This window comes from Kribbella jejuensis, from assembly GCF_006715085.1.
Classification (GTDB): Bacteria; Actinomycetota; Actinomycetes; order Propionibacteriales; family Kribbellaceae; genus Kribbella; species Kribbella jejuensis.
Genome location: NZ_VFMM01000001.1, coordinates 767,185 through 783,737, shown reverse-complemented (window position 1 = coordinate 783,737; position 16,553 = coordinate 767,185). Strand labels below are relative to the sequence as shown.

General features: G+C 69.2%; 16 protein-coding genes. 10 read left to right on the top strand and 6 right to left on the bottom strand.

Features of this window, described 5'->3' with window-relative positions; genetic code table 11:
* Positions 1 to 29 precede the first annotated feature (29 nt).
* The 3 genes from ligA (at position 30) to FB475_RS03715 (ending at position 3,937) form a co-directional block, all read left to right on the top strand.
* The gene (gene ligA / locus FB475_RS03725; protein WP_141852532.1) at positions 30 to 2,132 is read left to right on the top strand and encodes an NAD-dependent DNA ligase LigA; all 2,103 of its coding nucleotides are present in this window, start codon (positions 30 to 32) and stop codon (positions 2,130 to 2,132) included.
* Between the two features lie 243 nt (positions 2,133 to 2,375).
* On the top strand, positions 2,376 to 3,689 hold the full coding sequence (locus tag FB475_RS03720) for a hypothetical protein (RefSeq protein ID WP_238331943.1): 1,314 nt from the start codon (positions 2,376 to 2,378) through the stop codon (positions 3,687 to 3,689).
* Between the two features lie 23 nt (positions 3,690 to 3,712).
* Positions 3,713 to 3,937 carry a hypothetical protein gene (locus FB475_RS03715; protein WP_141852530.1) on the top strand — a complete coding sequence of 75 codons (225 nt, stop codon included), beginning with the start codon at positions 3,713 to 3,715 and terminating at the stop codon, positions 3,935 to 3,937.
* 42 nt (positions 3,938 to 3,979) lie between these two features.
* On the opposite strand, the gene FB475_RS03710 is transcribed toward FB475_RS03715, so the two are convergent.
* The gene (locus FB475_RS03710; protein ID WP_141852529.1) at positions 3,980 to 4,624 is read right to left on the bottom strand and encodes an ACT domain-containing protein; all 645 of its coding nucleotides are present in this window, start codon (positions 4,622 to 4,624) and stop codon (positions 3,980 to 3,982) included.
* A 210-nt stretch (positions 4,625 to 4,834) separates the two neighbouring features.
* Here FB475_RS03710 and gatC point away from each other — a divergent pair, with 210 nt between their 5' ends.
* Genes gatC through gatB form a run of 3 tightly spaced genes read left to right on the top strand, consistent with a single transcriptional unit; the run spans position 4,835 to position 8,132 of the window.
* Complete coding sequence (gene gatC, locus FB475_RS03705; RefSeq protein WP_141852528.1) at positions 4,835 to 5,131, top strand: Asp-tRNA(Asn)/Glu-tRNA(Gln) amidotransferase subunit GatC; 297 nt, start codon at positions 4,835 to 4,837, stop codon at positions 5,129 to 5,131.
* A 2-nt stretch (positions 5,132 to 5,133) separates the two neighbouring features.
* A complete protein-coding gene (gene gatA, locus FB475_RS03700; RefSeq protein ID WP_141852527.1) occupies positions 5,134 to 6,639 on the top strand; it encodes an Asp-tRNA(Asn)/Glu-tRNA(Gln) amidotransferase subunit GatA in 1,506 nt (501 codons plus the stop codon).
* Positions 6,636 to 8,132, top strand: coding sequence for an Asp-tRNA(Asn)/Glu-tRNA(Gln) amidotransferase subunit GatB (gene gatB, locus FB475_RS03695; RefSeq protein ID WP_141852526.1), 1,497 nt, complete (start codon positions 6,636 to 6,638; stop codon positions 8,130 to 8,132). The genes gatA and gatB overlap by 4 nt, the downstream gene beginning before the upstream one ends.
* Positions 8,133 to 8,256: 124 nt before the next feature.
* On the opposite strand, the gene FB475_RS03690 is transcribed toward gatB, so the two are convergent.
* The 4 genes from FB475_RS03690 to FB475_RS03675 form a co-directional block, all read right to left on the bottom strand.
* Entirely contained in the window at positions 8,257 to 8,688 is a 432-nt protein-coding gene (locus FB475_RS03690; RefSeq protein ID WP_141852525.1) for a hypothetical protein, read from the bottom strand.
* 174 nt (positions 8,689 to 8,862) lie between these two features.
* Positions 8,863 to 9,960 (bottom strand): PQQ-dependent sugar dehydrogenase, encoded by a 1,098-nt coding sequence (locus FB475_RS03685; RefSeq protein ID WP_141852524.1) that lies wholly within the window; start codon positions 9,958 to 9,960, stop codon positions 8,863 to 8,865.
* A 112-nt stretch (positions 9,961 to 10,072) separates the two neighbouring features.
* Positions 10,073 to 11,359 carry an SAM-dependent methyltransferase gene (locus FB475_RS03680; RefSeq protein WP_141852523.1) on the bottom strand — a complete coding sequence of 429 codons (1,287 nt, stop codon included), beginning with the start codon at positions 11,357 to 11,359 and terminating at the stop codon, positions 10,073 to 10,075.
* Entirely contained in the window at positions 11,356 to 12,735 is a 1,380-nt protein-coding gene (locus FB475_RS03675) for an FAD-binding oxidoreductase (protein ID WP_238331942.1), read from the bottom strand. The genes FB475_RS03680 and FB475_RS03675 overlap by 4 nt, the downstream gene beginning before the upstream one ends.
* A gap of 77 nt (positions 12,736 to 12,812) precedes the next feature.
* Between FB475_RS03675 and FB475_RS03670 the strand changes: the two genes are divergently transcribed.
* From FB475_RS03670 to FB475_RS03655, 4 genes are read left to right on the top strand one after another with little or no spacing between them, the layout of a single operon-like run.
* Positions 12,813 to 13,745, top strand: coding sequence for a 2-hydroxyacid dehydrogenase (locus tag FB475_RS03670; RefSeq protein ID WP_141852522.1), 933 nt, complete (start codon positions 12,813 to 12,815; stop codon positions 13,743 to 13,745).
* Positions 13,746 to 13,758: 13 nt separating this feature from the next.
* A complete protein-coding gene (locus FB475_RS03665) occupies positions 13,759 to 14,862 on the top strand; it encodes a WD40/YVTN/BNR-like repeat-containing protein (RefSeq protein WP_141852521.1) in 1,104 nt (367 codons plus the stop codon).
* Complete coding sequence (locus tag FB475_RS03660; protein ID WP_141852520.1) at positions 14,859 to 15,122, top strand: MoaD/ThiS family protein; 264 nt, start codon at positions 14,859 to 14,861, stop codon at positions 15,120 to 15,122. The genes FB475_RS03665 and FB475_RS03660 overlap by 4 nt, the downstream gene beginning before the upstream one ends.
* Positions 15,123 to 15,141: 19 nt before the next feature.
* Entirely contained in the window at positions 15,142 to 15,681 is a 540-nt protein-coding gene (locus tag FB475_RS03655; RefSeq protein ID WP_141852519.1) for an AAA family ATPase, read from the top strand.
* Here the strand turns inward: FB475_RS03655 and FB475_RS03650 are convergent.
* A complete protein-coding gene (locus FB475_RS03650) occupies positions 15,671 to 16,537 on the bottom strand; it encodes a 5-aminoimidazole-4-carboxamide ribonucleotide transformylase (protein WP_141852518.1) in 867 nt (288 codons plus the stop codon). The genes FB475_RS03655 and FB475_RS03650 overlap by 11 nt on opposite strands.
* Positions 16,538 to 16,553 lie beyond the last annotated feature (16 nt).

Genomic DNA, 16,553 nt, shown 5'->3' with positions numbered 1-16,553 from the left:
CTGTCAGTCGCCCGATGTAAGTTCTGCCTATGAGCGAGAACGTTGGTGCACCTGCGGACGTGCTGACCCGGCATGCGGAGCTGAGCCAGGAGATCGAGGACCACCGCGCGCGGTACTACCTGGCCAGTCCGATCATCTCCGATGCCGACTTCGACGCGCTGATGCACGAGTTGCAGGGGCTCGAGGAGCAGTACCCGGAGCTTCGGACGCCGGACTCGCCCACGCAGAAGGTCGGCGCGCCGATCTCCACGCTGTTCACGCCGGTCAACCATCCGATGCGGATGGAGAGCCTCGGCAACGCGTTCTCCGCCGAGCAGATGGAGGCCTGGGCGAAGCGGCTCGAGCGCGAGGTGACGCTGCAGCAGATCCACGACAGCGGGTTCCTCTGCGAGCTCAAGGTCGACGGTCTCGCCCTCGACCTCGTGTACGAGAACGGCAAGCTCGTCAGTGGCGCCACCCGCGGCGACGGCCGCACCGGCGAGGACGTCACGCCCAACGTCCGCACGATCAAGAGCATCCCCGAGCAGCTCAAGGGCGACAACCTCCCGGCATTCCTGGAGGTCCGCGGCGAGGTGTACTTCCGGGTCGAGGACTTCGAGGAGCTGAACGCCCAACTGGTCGAGGCCGGCAAGGACGTCTTCTCCAACCCACGCAACAGCGCGGCCGGATCGCTGCGCCAGAAGGACCCGCGGGTCTCGGCCGGCCGCCCGCTCCGGTTCGTCGTCCACGGCCTCGGCAAGGTCGAGGGGCACACCTTTGGCCGGCTCTCCGACGCCTACGAGCAGCTCAAGGCGTGGGGCCTCCCGGTGAGCGACCGCGCCCGCCGGGTCGGCACACTCACCGAGGTCAACGAGTTCATCGCGTACTACGGCGAGAACCGGCACTCGGTCGACCACGAGATCGACGGCGTCGTGGTGAAGGTCGACGAGCTCGACCTGCAGCGCGCGCTGGGGTCGACGTCGAGCGCCCCACGCTGGGCGATCGCGTACAAGTACCCGCCCGAAGAGGTGAACACCAAGCTGATCGAGATCGAGGTGAACGTCGGCCGCACCGGCCGGGTCACCCCGTTCGCGCACATGGAGCCGGTCCGGGTGGCCGGCTCTACGGTGGAGTACGCGACCCTCCACAACGCCAAGGAGGTCGCCCGCAAGGACGTCCGCCCTGGTGACACCGTCGTACTGCGCAAGGCCGGCGACGTGATCCCCGAGGTGCTCGGCCCGGTCGTCGACCTGCGCCCGAAGGGCCTGCCCGCGTGGGAGATGCCGACGCACTGCCCGTGGTGCGACACGTTGCTGGCGCCGGCCAAGGAGTCCGACGTCGACATCCGCTGTCCCAACTCGCAGTACTGCCAGGGTCAGCTGCGCGAGCGGCTGTTCTATCTGGCCGGGCGGTCCGCGTTCGACATCGAGGGGCTCGGCTTCAAGGCGGCGGACGCGCTGATTCGCGGCGGCCTGATCGCGGACGAGGGCGACCTGTTCGCGCTCACCGAGGAGAAGCTCGCCGAGAGCGACTTCTTCACCACGAAGGCCGGCGCGCTGTCGGCGAACGCGCGCAAGCTCTTGGCCAACCTCGAGGAGGCGAAGACCAAGCCGTTGTCGCGGGTCATGGTCGCGCTGTCGATCCGGCACGTCGGACCGACCGCGGCTGTCGCGCTCACCGAGGTGTTCGACAACATCGACGACGTCCGCGCGGCGAGCGAGGAGCAGTTGGCCGAGATCGAGGGCGTCGGGCCGACCATCGCGCGGGCGATGATCGAGTGGTTCCAGGTGCCCTGGCACCAGCAGATCGTGGACAAGTGGCAGGCGTCCGGCGTGGTGATGCGCGAGGAACGCACCGGTCCGACGCTGCCGCAGACACTGACCGGGCTGTCCGTCGTGGTGACCGGGACGGTCGAGGGATTCAGCCGCGACGAAGCGACCGAGGCGATCGTCGGGCGCGGCGGGAAGGTCGCGGGTTCGGTGTCGAAGAAGACGTCGTTCGTGGTGGTCGGCGATTCGCCCGGATCGAAGTACGACAAGGCCGTCCAGCTCGGCGTACCGATCCTGGACTCGGCCGGGTTCCAGGTGCTGCTGGACGAGGGTGCCGAGGCCGCCGCGGCGGTGGCGAGCAGACCCGCTGCGGACGGGTCGTAAACGATTTTCGCGACGGGTGGATCCGGCGGACCGGCTGAGCCGTCCGACTGTTAACTTTGCACGTCGAGATCTGGGTCAGAAGGAGCAACAAATATGACGACGCCGCCGCAGGGACCGTGGGGTCCTGGGCAGCCGGGGGGCCAGCCAGGCGGGCAGCACGGGGGACCAGGCGGGCCGCAGCAGCCACCACCGCCGCAGCAAGGTGGCTGGGGGCAACAACCTCCTGCTCAAGGTGGTGGCTGGGTGCAGCCGCCGCAGCAGCATGGTCAGCCTCCGCAGCAGGGGCGTCCGCCGCAGCAGGGTCAGCCCGGTGGCGGCTGGGGACAGCAGCCCGGGCAGCAGCCTGGCCAGCCGCAGGGTCAGCCTGGTGGCGGTTGGGGTCAGCCGCCGCAGCAGGGTGGCGCGTACCAGCAGCAGGGTTGGGGCCAACGTCCGCCGCAGCAGGGCGGATGGCAGCCCCAGGGCAGTGGTCAGTGGCAGCCGACCGGTCCGGGCGGCCCGGGTGGCCGCGACAAAGGCCCGTTCGGTATCAGCAAGGACAAGCTGCCGTTCTTCATCGGCGGTGGCGTCGTCGGCCTGATCGTGATCGCACTGCTGGTCTTCCTCGGCATCCGTGCGTTCAGCGGCGATGACGACACCCCGACGAGCCAGCCGACCAGCGGCCAGTCGACCCAGGGCGGCGACCCGTCGACCTCGACGTCCCCGTCCACCGGCACCGGTCCGGGCACCGGCGGCCAGCTCGGCAACGCGACCGGACAGGCGAAGGGCATCACCGACAAGTTGCAGGGCATGGGCTTCGGCTGCAGCGACCTGTTCAACACCGGCCAGGGCGCACACCGCGGCTGCTTCAAGTACGACGGCAGCAAGCAGGCGGACGCGATCTTCCAGTTCAAGTCCGACGGCACGATCATCGCCGTCCGGCTGGAGACCACGGACGACGACAACAACAACAACGCCCAGGTCGCGTTCGGCCAGGTGCTGCAGGCGGTCGGCAACGACACGTTCGGCGGCGACTCGGTGACGAAGGTCCAGGACTCGGTGAAGACCGGCCAGCGCTCCGACGAGGTCAGCACCGGCTGGGGCGAGTTCCAGCTGAGCAACTCCGGGTCGAGCCTGCGGCTGTCCGGCCACAAGAACGGCGAGGAGTCGCTGGATCTGCCGGACCAGACCTTCGACACGACGGCGGCCCAGATGACCACGGCACTGAAGGCCAAGTCATATGTCTGCACCACCTCGTGCCGCAAGGACGTCGGGGAGTACGGCTCGCAGCGCGTGTTCTTCTACGCCAGCGCCGGCAAGGGCATCAAGGACCTCGAGCTGAGCGTCTCCGCCGACGGCAGCGCGGTGAAGACCGCGATGAAGTCGGTGCTGGGCGACGCGTTCGGTGTCCTGCAGGGCGGTAACGCGGCAGCGGTGAAGGCGTACGTCGAGGCGCACACTGACGGCAAGCAGTACGCTGCTTATGTCGGCGGCTGGAAGGTCGAGATCGACGGCGACAGCTCGGGCAGCTACGGCTCGCAGCGCGTCTCGATCGAGTACGAGACCTTCTACGCCTGAGTCAGCGGTACGGGAGGCCGGAGTTGAAGTTCCCCCGGGAGAAGCGCGAGTCGCGGACGGTGGCGCAGCCGCCGCCCGAGGCGAGCCGACGCGTCGACGGCGGCGGACCCTGGGGTCCGACGCAGTTCGACCTCCCGGACCGCAACGGCAGCAACAGCCAGGCGATCCTGATCGTTTCCCTGGTCGGCGTCGTCATCCTGCTCGTCATCGCCGGCCTCTGGGCTCTCGCCTACTTCCAGTTCACCTGAGAACACCCCGCTCGCAGCTGAGCGGGGTGTTTCTCTGCGTGATCAGGCTGTCGCGCGGATTGTGACCGCGAGTGACGCGAGGTATGACAGCCGGGCCACTTCGGAGCCGAGGAACTCCGGTCCGCCGCGGCGGCCGATGACCAGGATCCGGCGGTCGGACTCCAGTGGGGCCGCGACCAGCACGGACTCCGCGAGACCCTTGTGATCCGGGGCCTCCAGCGTGGTCGCCTTCTCCAGCGGCAGCCACTGACCGGCCACGTCGCCGAACTCCGGCGTCGCGCTCGTCTCCAGCGCGACCTTCACCTCGCTGCCGGTACCGTCCAGGAGCGCAGCCCAGTCCGCGTGCAGCACGGCCGGTGCCTGCTCGACCAGGATGTCGATCGCCTCGGACGGCGCGGACGTCATCTGCTCGACGGCTTCCAGATCCATGTGCAGTCCGCCGCCGGCGCCGTACCGCGAGAACCAGATGACCTCGACGTCGGGAACGCTGTTGCAGGCCGAGACCAGGCGGTCCGGCAGCACGCCGGGCGGCAGGTCGACCACGATGTCGTCGACCGCGGTGCCGTTCTCCCGGCGGTGCTCGACGATCTCGATCGCGTGGATGTCGGCGTTCACCTCACCGAGGGCCGTCGCCACGACGCCCAGCGAACCGGGCCGGTCGGGGATGATCAAGCGCAGCAGGAACACCGAACGTCATCTCCCAGCCATCACCATGCGCGTAACGCCTTGTCGCCGCCCATGTTACAGAGCGGTAGGGACAGACACGCCCGCCCATCTCAACATCCCGTTGTCCACAGGTCGGGGGACGAGGAAACGTACCTGTCACAGCGGCCCACTAGGATGACTTGGGTGCGGCGGGAAACGCCGCGGAAGTCCTGCGAACCATTGGATCAGTTCATGCCATCGATTACCCGCGAAGAGGTTGCGCACCTGGCGCGACTGGCGCGGATCGAGCTCTCCGACGCGGAGCTCGACCACCTTGCGCCGCAGCTCGACCAGATCATCACCCTGGTCGGGCAGGTCAGCCAGGTGGCGGCGGACGACATCCCGCCGACCTCGCACGCCCTGCCGCTGACCAACGTGATGCGCGCGGACGAGAACGTCCCGTGCCTCACCCCCGAGCAGGCGCTGTCCGGCGCGCCGGCCGCGGAGGAGCAGCGCTTCCGGGTGCCGCGGATCCTGGAGGAGGACTGATCATGAGCGATCTCACCAGGAAGACCGCGGCGGAGCTCGCGGAGTTGATGACGTCCAAGCAGGCCAGTTCGGTGGAGATCACCCAGGCCCACCTGGACCGGATCGCCGCCGTCGACGGTGCCGTGCACGCGTTCCTGCACGTCGACACCGAGGGTGCGCTGGCGCAGGCGAAGGCTGTCGACGACAAGCGCGCCGCCGGTGAGCAGCTCGCTCCGCTGGCCGGTGTGCCGCTGGCGCTGAAGGACGTGCTCACCCAGGAGGGCGTGCCGACCACGGCCGGTTCGAAGATCCTCGAGGGCTGGAAGCCCCCGTACGACTCCACTGTCGTGAAGCGGCTCAAGGCGGCCGGGATCGTGATCCTCGGCAAGACCAACATGGACGAGTTCGCGATGGGCTCCTCCACCGAGAACTCGGCGTACGGCACGACCCACAACCCGTGGGACCTGACCCGGATCCCGGGCGGTTCCGGCGGCGGTTCGTCCGCGGCCATCTCGGCGTACGAGGCGCCGCTCGCGATCGGCACCGACACCGGCGGCTCGATCCGCCAGCCGGGTGCGTTCACCGGCACGGTCGGCGTCAAGCCGACGTACGGCGGCACCTCGCGGTACGGACTCATCGCGCTGGCGTCGTCGCTCGACACACCGGGCCCGTGTGCGCGGACGACCCTGGACGCGGCGCTGCTGCACGAGGCGATCGCCGGCTGGGATCCGATGGACTCGACCTCGATCAACCAGGACGTGCCGCCGGTGGTCGCGGCCGCCCGCAACGGTGACGTCGCCGGTCTGCGGATCGGTGTCGTCAAGGAGCTGGGCGGCGAGGGGTACCAGCCAGGTGTCGAGGCCCGGTTCCACGAGGCGGTCGAGCTGCTCACCAAGCTCGGCGCCGAGGTGGTCGAGGTCTCCTGCCCGCACTTCCAGTACGCCCTCCCGGCGTACTACCTGATCCTGCCGAGCGAGGCCTCGTCCAACCTGGCCAAGTTCGACGCGATGCGGTACGGCCTGCGCGTCGGCGACGACGGCGAGAACAGCGCCGAGAAGGTGACCGCGCTGACCCGCGAGGCCGGTTTCGGCGCCGAGGTCAAGCGCCGGATCATTCTCGGCACGCACGCGCTGTCCAGCGGGTACTACGACGCCTACTACGGTCAGGCGCAGAAGGTGCGGACCCTGATCGCCCGCGACTTCGCCAACGCCTACGAGCAGGTCGACGTACTGGTGTCGCCGGCCACGCCGACCACGGCGTTCGCGATCGGCGACCGGATCGACGACCCGATCGCGATGTACAAGAACGACCTCTGCACGATCCCGTCCAACCTGGCCGGCAACGCGGCCGCGTCGTTCCCGTGCGGGCTGGCCGACGAGGACGGCCTGCCGGTCGGCTTCCACGTGATGGCGCCGGTGATGCGCGACGACCTGCTGTACCAGGTCGGCGGCGCGCTCGAGGCGGCACTGGCCGACCAGTGGGGCGGCGTACTGATGACGAAGGCTCCGGAGCTGGAGGTGACCCGATGACCGCTCAAGTTCTCGAAATCGACGACGCGCTGGCGCAGTACGACCCGGTCATGGGTCTCGAGGTGCACGTCGAGCTGAACACGAAGTCGAAGATGTTCTGTGGCTGCCCGACCGAGTTCGGCGCCCCGCCGAACACCCAGACCTGCCCGGTCTGCCTCGGCCTGCCGGGCGCGCTGCCGGTGGTGAACGCGAAGGCGGTCGAGTCCGCGATCCGGATCGGCCTCGCGCTGAACTGCGAGATCGCCGAGTGGTGCCGGTTCGCCCGGAAGAACTACTTCTACCCGGACATGCCGAAGAACTTCCAGACCTCGCAGTACGACGAGCCGATCGCGTTCAACGGCTGGACCGAGGTCGTCGTCGACGGCGAGACGTACCGGATCGAGATCGAGCGCGCGCACATGGAGGAGGACACCGGGAAGGCCACGCACGTCGGTGGTTCGACCGGCCGGATCCACGGTGCGACGCACTCGCTGGTCGATTACAACCGGGCCGGCATCCCGCTGATCGAGATCGTCACCAAGACGATCGAGGTACCGGGGGACAAGGCCGCGGCGGTGGCGCGTGCGTACGTCGCGATGCTGCGCGATCTGCTGCTGGCGCTCGGGGTTTCCGACGTACGGATGGACCAGGGGTCGCTGCGGGCGGACGTCAACGTGTCGCTGAAGCCGTCCGGGTCCACGGTGCTCGGCACTCGTACCGAGACCAAGAACGTGAACTCGTTCCGTTCGGTCGAGCGTGCTGTGACGTACGAGATCACCCGCCAGTCGGCGGTGCTGGCGTCCGGCGGGAAGATCCTGCAGGAGACTCGGCATTGGCACGAGGACACCGGCATCACCACGTCCGGGCGGGAGAAGTCGGACGCGGACGACTACCGGTACTTCCCGGAGCCTGACCTCGTACCGGTGGCGCCGTCGCGGGAGTGGGTGGACGAGCTGCGCGCGACGCTGCCCGAGCTGCCGTCGGCCCGTCGTGGGCGACTGCAGGAGGACTGGGGCTTCACCGATCTCGAGATGCGCGACGTCATCAACGGCAACGCGCTCGAGCAGATTGTCGCCACGGTCGAGCTGGGTGTCCCGGCGTCGGCTGCCAAGAAGTGGTGGCTGGGCGAACTGGCCCGGTCGGCGAACGAGTCCGGCGTGGAGCTGGACGCGCTGGCGGTCGGTCCTGCGGAGGTCGCCGAGGTGCAGAAGCTCGTCGACGAAGGCACGCTGAACGACAAGCTCGCACGGCAGGTCTTCGAGGGCCTGCTCGCCGGTGAAGGTACGCCGGCCGAGATCATCGAGAAGCGCGGCCTGGCACTCGTGTCCGACGACTCGGCCCTGCTGGAGGCGATCGACCGAGCCATCGCCGCCAACCCCGACGTCGTCGAAAAGGTCAACTCCGGCAAACCTGCCGCCGCCGGAGCCCTCATCGGCGCCGTCATGAAAGACATGCGAGGCCAAGCCGACGCCGCCAAGGTCCGCCAACTCCTCAACCAAAAACTCGGCATCTAACACCCCCCGCCGGGCGCCACCACGCGCCCGGCGACCCGCTCACGCGTCGACGAGGCGCCTGGGAACCCGCTCAGCGCGCCGGACCGGTCCGGCGCGCTGATTCCTGTCCCCAGCGCGAGGGGGGTCAGGCTGCGTGTCGTTGGTTTTCTTCTGCTTGGAGGGCGTCGGCGAGGATGGTGCGTTCGGCTCGGGCGTCTTCGACGTCGGTGGCGTCGGCGAGGAGGGTTTGGGCGACGGAGAGTTCGTCGGTGGGGCAGCGGAGTTCGTAGTGGGTGGGGACGATCTCCGTGGTGACCAGCTCCGGGCGGTTGCGCACCAGCCCGCGGAACAGGCTCCACAGCGCCCCGACGAGTACGCCGTACACGAAGCCCCACAGCACAACCGCGAAGCTCGTCAGCGTCGTCTGGGCGACCAGCGTGACGAAGACGGCTGCGAGTACGCCGATCAGCGCACCGACGCCCGCGCCGACCGCGGTCATCCGCGCGACCGGTACCACGCTGCGTCTGCTCGCCTGACGGAGACCGGCGCCGACGATCTCCAGGCTCCTCGCGTCCATCCCGTAGCTTCGCAAGTAGTCAGCGGTTCGCTGAGCATCCTCGTACCTGCTCACCGCTGCGATCACACTGCTGGGGACGCCAGACGCCTGGCCGGTCGGCATAAAGATCTCCTCCTCGGTGTCGTGTTCCTTCAACAAGTACCAGACGACCGAAGAGCTCAAACGGTTGACTCGTCAGGACGTGCTGATCGTCACCCGCAGGATGCGATCGTCGCCGGCGCGCGGCTGCCCGCGCCCGTCGGTGTTCGACGTCGTCACCCACAACGACCCGTCCGGCGCGGCCTCGACGGTCCGCAAACGCCCGTACCGGTTGGTGAAAAACGCCTGCGGCTCGCCAATTCGCTTGCCATTGGCAACAGGTATCGCCCACAGCCGCTGCCCGCGCAGCGCGGCCATGAAAATGTACCCCTTCGCGAACGCGATCCCTGACGGCGACGCGTCCGCGGTGTGCCACTGCGCGATCGGGTCGGTCATCCCGTCCAGGCCCTCCATCCCTTCCGCGGCCGGCCAGCCGTAGTTCGACCCCGGGGTGATCACGTTGAGCTCGTCCCAGGTGTTCTGCCCGAACTCGGACGCGTACAACTGGCTCCCGTCGAACGCGAGCCCCTGCACGTTCCGGTGGCCCTTCGTGATCCACACCCGCCCGTCCGGGTTCCCCGGCGCGGCCTTGCCATCGGTCGTGATCCGCAGGATCTTCCCACCCAGCGAGTTGTCGTCCTGCGAGTTGGGCCGATCCGCCCCATCACCCGTCCCCGCGTACAGAAACCCGTCCGGCCCGAACCGCAACCGCCCACCGTTGTGGATCGGCGCCTCCGGAATCCCGTCGAGGATCACCTGCTGATCCGACAGCTTTCCATCCCGGTACGTGATCCGCGCGATTCGGTTGGCACCCTCACCCGAGTAGTACGCGTAGATGTACGGCCGCCCCGGATACCCCGGATCCACCGCCAACCCCAGCAACCCACCCTCCGACGAGGACTTGACCCCGTCGACAACCCCCACATCACTGACCTGCCCTCCGGCGACCCGGACCACCTTCCCCGAGTCCCGCTCCGCCACGAGCGCACTCTTGTCCGGCAGGAACGCCAACCCCCACGGGACCTGGATCCCCGTGGCCACAGTCCCGGCCACCGTGAGCTTCAACGTCCGCACCTGCGCCGTCGTACCGGAAGTGGCCGGCGCCGACGCCGAGCCAGAACTACTCGGCGTCGCCTCCGAACACCCGCTCACCAACACCAACCCAGCCACCACCACCGCAGCCCTACCGCGCACACCCGTCTCCTCCGCTAGCCCTCTCCCTACGCTAGCCGCCGCATGGGCGGCCGACCGGTGGGCGCGAAGGCCGGCGCGGCTGAAGACCGCGCCGACCGGCAGCTCGGATGGGTCAGCTTCCCCAGGTGGGGCGGAGGGGGAAGTGGGCGTCGGCGTTCTCGTCGAGTTTCACGGCGAGGACCTGGTGGAGTTGGGTGTTGTTGCGTTCGAAGCCGACGCGGCAGGCGGCGAGGTAGAGGCCCCAGATCTTCGCGGTGGGGTAGCCGACCTCGGTGACCGCCTCGTCCCAGTGGGCGACCAGGTTGTCGGACCAGGCGGCCAGGGTCAGTGCGTAGTGCTCGCGGAGGTTCTCCTCGTGGCGGACTTCGAAGCCCGCGTCCTGCGCCTCGGCGATGATCCGGCCGGAGCCGATCAGTTCACCGTCGGGGAAGATGTAGCGGTCGATGAAGGCACCCGTCGAGCGGTACCGGTTGTCCGGGCGGGTGATGCAGTGGTTCAGCAGCCGGCCGCCGGGCTTGAGCCGGTCCAGCAGGAAGCCGAAGTACGACGGGTAGTTGCGGACACCGATGTGTTCGGTCAGGCCGATCGAGCTGATGGCGTCGAAGTCCCGCTCCGCCACGTCGCGGTAGTCCAGGAAACGTACCTCGGCCCGGTCCTCCAGGCCCTCGCGCTTGATCGCCTCGGTCGCCCACTCCGCCTGGGCCGCCGACAACGTGACGCCCAGCGCGGTCACGCCGTACTCGCGGGCCGCGTGCCGGACCATGCCGCCCCAGCCGCAGCCGACGTCGAGCAGCCGCATGCCCGGCTTCAGGTCGAGCTTGCGGGCGACCAGGTCGTACTTCTCGTACTGCGCCTGCTCGAGTGTCGAGTCCGCCGTCGGGTACACGGCGCAGGTGTAGGTCATCGACGGCCCGAGGATGTACTCGTAGAAGGTGTTCGAGACATCGTAGTGGTGGTGGATCGCCGCTTTGTCCCGGGTCTTGGAGTGCCGCAGTCCTTCGAAAGTACGACGCCACTTCGGCAGGTGTTCCTGCGGCGGCGGGGGCGGTGGCTTGAGGTGGCTCCAGCCGAGCCCGCGGACGATCCGCAGTGCCTCCGCCGCGGTCGGCCGCTCGAAGTGCACCTGGTTGAGCATCATCCGCATCAGGTCGTACGGGTTGCCCGGGTGCACGCCGGTGATCTCCAGGTCGCCCATCGCGTACGCGCGCACCAGTCCGAGGTCGCCGGGCGCGGTCAGGATGTAGGACAGGCCGCGCTCCGAGGCCAGGTGCATGTGGATCGGTGAGTCTTCCGGGCCTGTGGCGCTGCCGTCGTACGCCGTGAACCGGAAAGGCAAACCGTCCGGGGTCACGGTCGTGAGCGCGTCAGCGATGGAAACCTGGGTAGCTAGCGTCGTCATCGGCGCGTCACCGCCTTTTCGTAGAGTCCGGTGAGTCGGTTGTTCGGGTCGTAGCGATTCTTGACCTCGGTCAAAGCCGGCACGTTGTAGAGCCGGTCGAAGGTGTCGCGGTCGTAGTAGGCGTCGGAGTACAGGGACTTGTGGCCGCCGAAGTCGGTGACCGCCTGTTCGATGCGCCGGTTGACGTCGCCGTCGGTCGCGCCGGGCGCGATCGGTACGGTGCCCCAGAAGCCGACGTTCACGTACGTCTCCCCGGGCTTGAGCGGATACAGCGGCCAGGACTCCGACCCGCGCAGCCGCAGCGGGCACAGCCACACCGGCCGCATCCCGACCTGCGCGTCGAACCAGCGCAGGAAGTCGGCGAGCCGGGCGACCGGGATCTCCACGTCCTGGATGACGCGTTCGCGGTCCGGGCGTCCGCGCCGCTGGTTCAGCCGGGCGGCGAAGTGGTGCCGGTTCTCGAAGCCGACGATCTTGTGGAACACGTCGCTGCGGCGCCAGCGGCGCGGCCACAATCGCCGTACGACCGGACGCTGGGCGCCGAACGCAGCAGAACACCAGAACCAGTCCGTGTCCCACCGCCACAGGTAGTCGTGCGCCGTGAGGAAGTCGGTCGGGCGCTGCTGGATCGACCGGTAGTAGATCTGCTGGCCGGTGTAGTCGCTGGTCTTCACCGCGGCGTCACTGTTCCGGCCGAGCGTCAGGTACGCCTCCGACGGGCTGAACGCGACCCCGTCGACGAAGTGCACCGGCTCGCCGTCGTACGTGCCGGAGGCAACGATCTCGTCGATCGCCGGGGCGAGCGCGTCGAGCTCGAGCCGGACGTGGCGGAGCGCGATGTACGGCGAGATCCGGTCGAGCTCGATCCGCAACCGGGTCGCGTAGCCGAGCGTGCCGTAGGAGTTCGGGAACATCCGGAACAGGTCCGCGTGCTCGCCCACGGGACGTGCGGTGACCAACGCGCCGGCGCCGGTCAGGATGTCGAGTTCGAGGACGGACTCGTGCGGCAGGCCGGCGCGGAACGACGACGACTCGATGCCGAGGCCGGTGACCGCGCCGCCGAGGGTGATCGTCTTGAGCTGCGGTACGACCATCGGCGTCAGCCCGTACGGGAGGGTCGCCGCGACCAGGTCCTCGTAGGTACACATTCCCTGGACGTCGGCGGTCCGCGCGTCCTGGTCGATGCTGATCACGCCGGTCAGCCGGGAGACGTCCAGCCCCGGGCGGTCGAGCTCGGTCCGCGGGCGGAAGAGGTTCGAGCTGCGTTTCGCCAGCCGGACCGGCACGCCCGGCGGAATCTGTTCGTACGACTCCCGCAGCCGGCCGACGGCCTGATCGTGCGCCACCACCGCCGCCACATCCGATGTCGAAGGCACCGATCCAGCTTACGACGGCACCCGATGTCTGGCACGGGAGTTCAAAAGTGTCCCAGACCCCGAGTAGGTTCTGCGGCATGGGTGATGTGGTGAAGGCATGGCTGCCGTGGGAGGATCCCGAGGCGTTCCTCGGCGGGGTCCCCGCGGGGATCGAGGTGGAGTGGTTCGCCGGTGGCGAGCGGCCGAAGTCGCTCGAGCAGGTGGAGTTCTACGTGCCGAGCTACATGGGCGGCGGTGACGTGTTCGACGTCGTCCGGGAGATGCCCTCGCTGAAGGTCGTCCAGCTGCAGACCGCCGGGTTCGAGCACGTCCAGTCGCGGCTCGCCGACGACGTGACGCTCTGCAACGCCCGCGGCGTGCACGACGCGTCGACGGCCGAGCTGGCGGTCGGGCTGATCATCGCCTCGTTCCGCAACCTGCCGCGCGCGGTCCGCGACCAGGAGCGCCAGGTCTGGCCGAACTCCTACGACCAGGTCGACGACTCGCTCGCCGACCGGACCGTGCTGATCCTCGGGTACGGCGCGATCGGCGAGGCGCTGGAGCGCCGGCTGAGCGGGTTCGAGTGCGACGTGATCCGGGTCGCGCGGCGGGAGCGGGACGGCGTACACCCGCTGACCGAGCTGCCGGAGCTGCTGCCGCGCGCGGATGTCGTCGTGCTGCTGACTCCGGCGACGCCGGAGACCACACGGATGGTGGACGCGACGTTCCTGAAACGGATGAAGGACGGCGCCCTGCTGGTGAACGTCGCTCGCGGTGTCGTCGTGGACACCGACGCGCTGGTCGCCGAGCTCGGCACCGGCCGGATCCGGGCCGCGTTGGACGTGACCGACCCCGAGCCGTTGCCTGCCGGACATCCGCTGTGGTCTGCTCCGAACGTGCTGATCAATCCGCACCGCGGCGGGGCCTCGACGGCGTTCGCGCCGCGGGTCGCCAGGCTGGTGCGGGCGCAAATGGAGCGCTACGCGTCCGGGGAACCGTTGATCAATGTGGTGGGGGGTCCACCACGGTAGAGGGAGGACGACGATGTCCGAGGCCGTACTGCTGATCGGGACCAAGAAGGGGCTCTGGATCGGCCGGAGCGACGCTGCCCGCAAGGACTGGCAGCTCGACGGGCCGGTGCCGGAGTTCGAGATGCAGGGCGTGTACGCCGTGGGCATCGACACGCGTGGCGACGGCGCGCACGGCGCTCGGCTGTTCGTCGGCGGCACCAGCGAACACTGGGGCCCCGCGGTCTTCCACTCCGACGACCTCGGCAAGACCTGGGCCGAGCCACCGGAGGGCTCGATCGGCTTCCCGCAGGACGCCGAGGCCTCGCTCGAGCGGGTCTGGCAGATCCAGGCGGCACCGGCCGACCAGCCCGGCGTCGTCTACGCCGGATCGCAGCCGTCGGCGTTGTGGAAGTCGACCGACGGCGGCGTCACGTTCAACCTGGTCCGCGGTCTGTGGGACCACCCGCACCGCAAGGACTGGGGCGCCGGGTTCGGCGGGCAGGCGGTGCACACCGTGCTGCCGCACCCGACCGATCCGCTGCGGCTGAGCGTGGCGATGTCGACCGGCGGCGTCTACCGGACGACGGACGGCGGTGAGACCTGGTCCCCGGCGAACCACGGGATCAAGGCCTACTTCATGCCGGATCCGGACCCGGAGTTCGGCCAGTGCGTGCACAAGCTGGCGGCGCACCCCGACGTACCGGAACGGATGTTCGCGCAGAACCACCACGGCGTGTACCGGTCGGACGACGGCGGCGCGAGCTGGCAGTCGATCGCGGACGGCCTGCCGTCGGACTTCGGCTTCCCGATCGTCGTGCACCCGCACGAGCCCGACACCGTGTACGTGTTCCCCTTGGTCGCCGACGGCAACCGGATCCCGACCGACGCGCGCTGCCGGGTCTTCCGCTCCCGCGATGCCGGCGCGACCTGGGAGGCGCTGTCGTCCGGGCTGCCCGACGTCTCCTACATCCCGGTACTGCGGGACGCGATGACGACCGACACCGCCGACCCGGCCGGTGTGTACGTCGGCACCCGGGACGGCTGCGTCTACGCGAGCGCCGACGCGGGTGACACCTGGACCGAGGTCGCGAGCCACCTGCCCGACATCCTCACCGTGCGCGCGGCGGTCGTCGGATGATCGCAGTACGCCTGCCGACCGTGCTCCGCCCGTTTGCGGGCGGGGCCGAACGGGTGCAGGTCGAGGCCGCCACGGTGGCCGAGGCCTTCGCCGCGCTCGACCCGCCGCTCCGGCGCCGGCTCACCGACGAGCAGGGTGCGGTGCGGCGGCACGTCAACGTGTACCTGCGCGACGACAACATCCGCGACCTCGACGGCCTCCAGACCCCATTGTCGGAAGGGGACGAGCTGCTCATCCTGCCGAGCGTCGCGGGAGGCTGAAGCCGTTACCGTCAGCACTATGAGTGATGTCCTCCTGCTGACCGGGCCATCCGGCTCAGGCAAGACCACGGTGGCCCGGCTGGTCGCAACCGACGCGGCGCGTCCGACGGTGCATGTGACGACCGACGAGTTCTTCCGGGCGATCCGGACCGGCTTCATCCCGCCGTACCTGCCGGAATCGCAACGGCAGAACGTCGTGGTGGTGGACGCGATCGTCGCTGCGGTCGCGGTGTTCGCCGACGGCGGGTACGACGTCGTGGTGGACGGCATCATCGGACCGTGGTTCCTGCCGCCGTACCGGACCGCGGCCGCGGAGGGGCAGTGGCGGATGTCGTACGTCGTACTCCGGCCGGATCTCGCGACCACCTTGGAGCGCGGGCAGGCGCGCGCCGGTGTCGAGCTGACCGACACCGACGCGCTCACCGGGCTGCACGCGGCCTTCGCGGACCTCGGTGAGCTCGAACGCCACGCGCTCGACACGACGAGGCTCGACGCGGAGGAGACGGCTGCCAAGGTCCGTGAGGCTGTTGCCTCGGGCTCCTATCTGCTCAGTGTCTGAAGAGCCGCAGACCCGTAGCGGACCAGGTGATGCCGAGGTCCGCGCAGGCGGCGGCGACCTCGGACGAGCGGATCGAGCCGCCGGGCTCGACGATGTGGGTGACGCCGTACCGGTGGGCGACCTCGACGTTGTCCGCGAAGGGCAGGTGCCCGTCGGAGACCATCGTCACCCCGGTGAGCGGCTCGGAGGACCAGAGTGCCGCCTTCTCGCCGGCCAGGCGCGTGCAGTCGACGCGTGACTGCTGCCCGGCGCCGACACCGATCGTCATCCCGTCCTTCACCATCACGACGGTGTTCGATTGGGTGTAGCGGGCAACAATCATCCCGAGGACGGCGTCGTCCGGCAGATCCTGGGGGAGTGGCGCAACGTCCCGCTCCTGCGTGAGCCGTACGCCGTACACGTCGCGCACCTCTTTCGCCGGCGGCTCGTACGACGCGTCCATCTCCAGCACCAGGTACGTCCCGCGCTTCTTCGCCGCGAGGATCTCCAGGACGCCCTCGTCGTACCCGGGCGCGATGATGCCGTCCGACACGACCCGCTTCAGTAGGCCGGCCAGCTCGAGGTCCACCGGATGCGAGACCGCGACGAAGTCGCCGTACGAGGACTTCGGATCCGCGTCGCGCGCTCGCCGGTACGCCTCGGTCACGGATGCACCGAGCGCTGCACCGGCCGGTGACACATGCTTGTACGACGCCGCCGCCGGTACGCCGAACCGCGCCGAAGCCTCCCGCACCAACTGCCACCCGGTCAGCGCGTCGAGCACATTGATGTACGACGGCGCACCCGCGAGCACCGTGAACGGCGCGTCCTCGACGCGCGCCGCCTGCTGTGGATTCATCCCGTACCGCAACCGCATCACAACCTCCGACGAA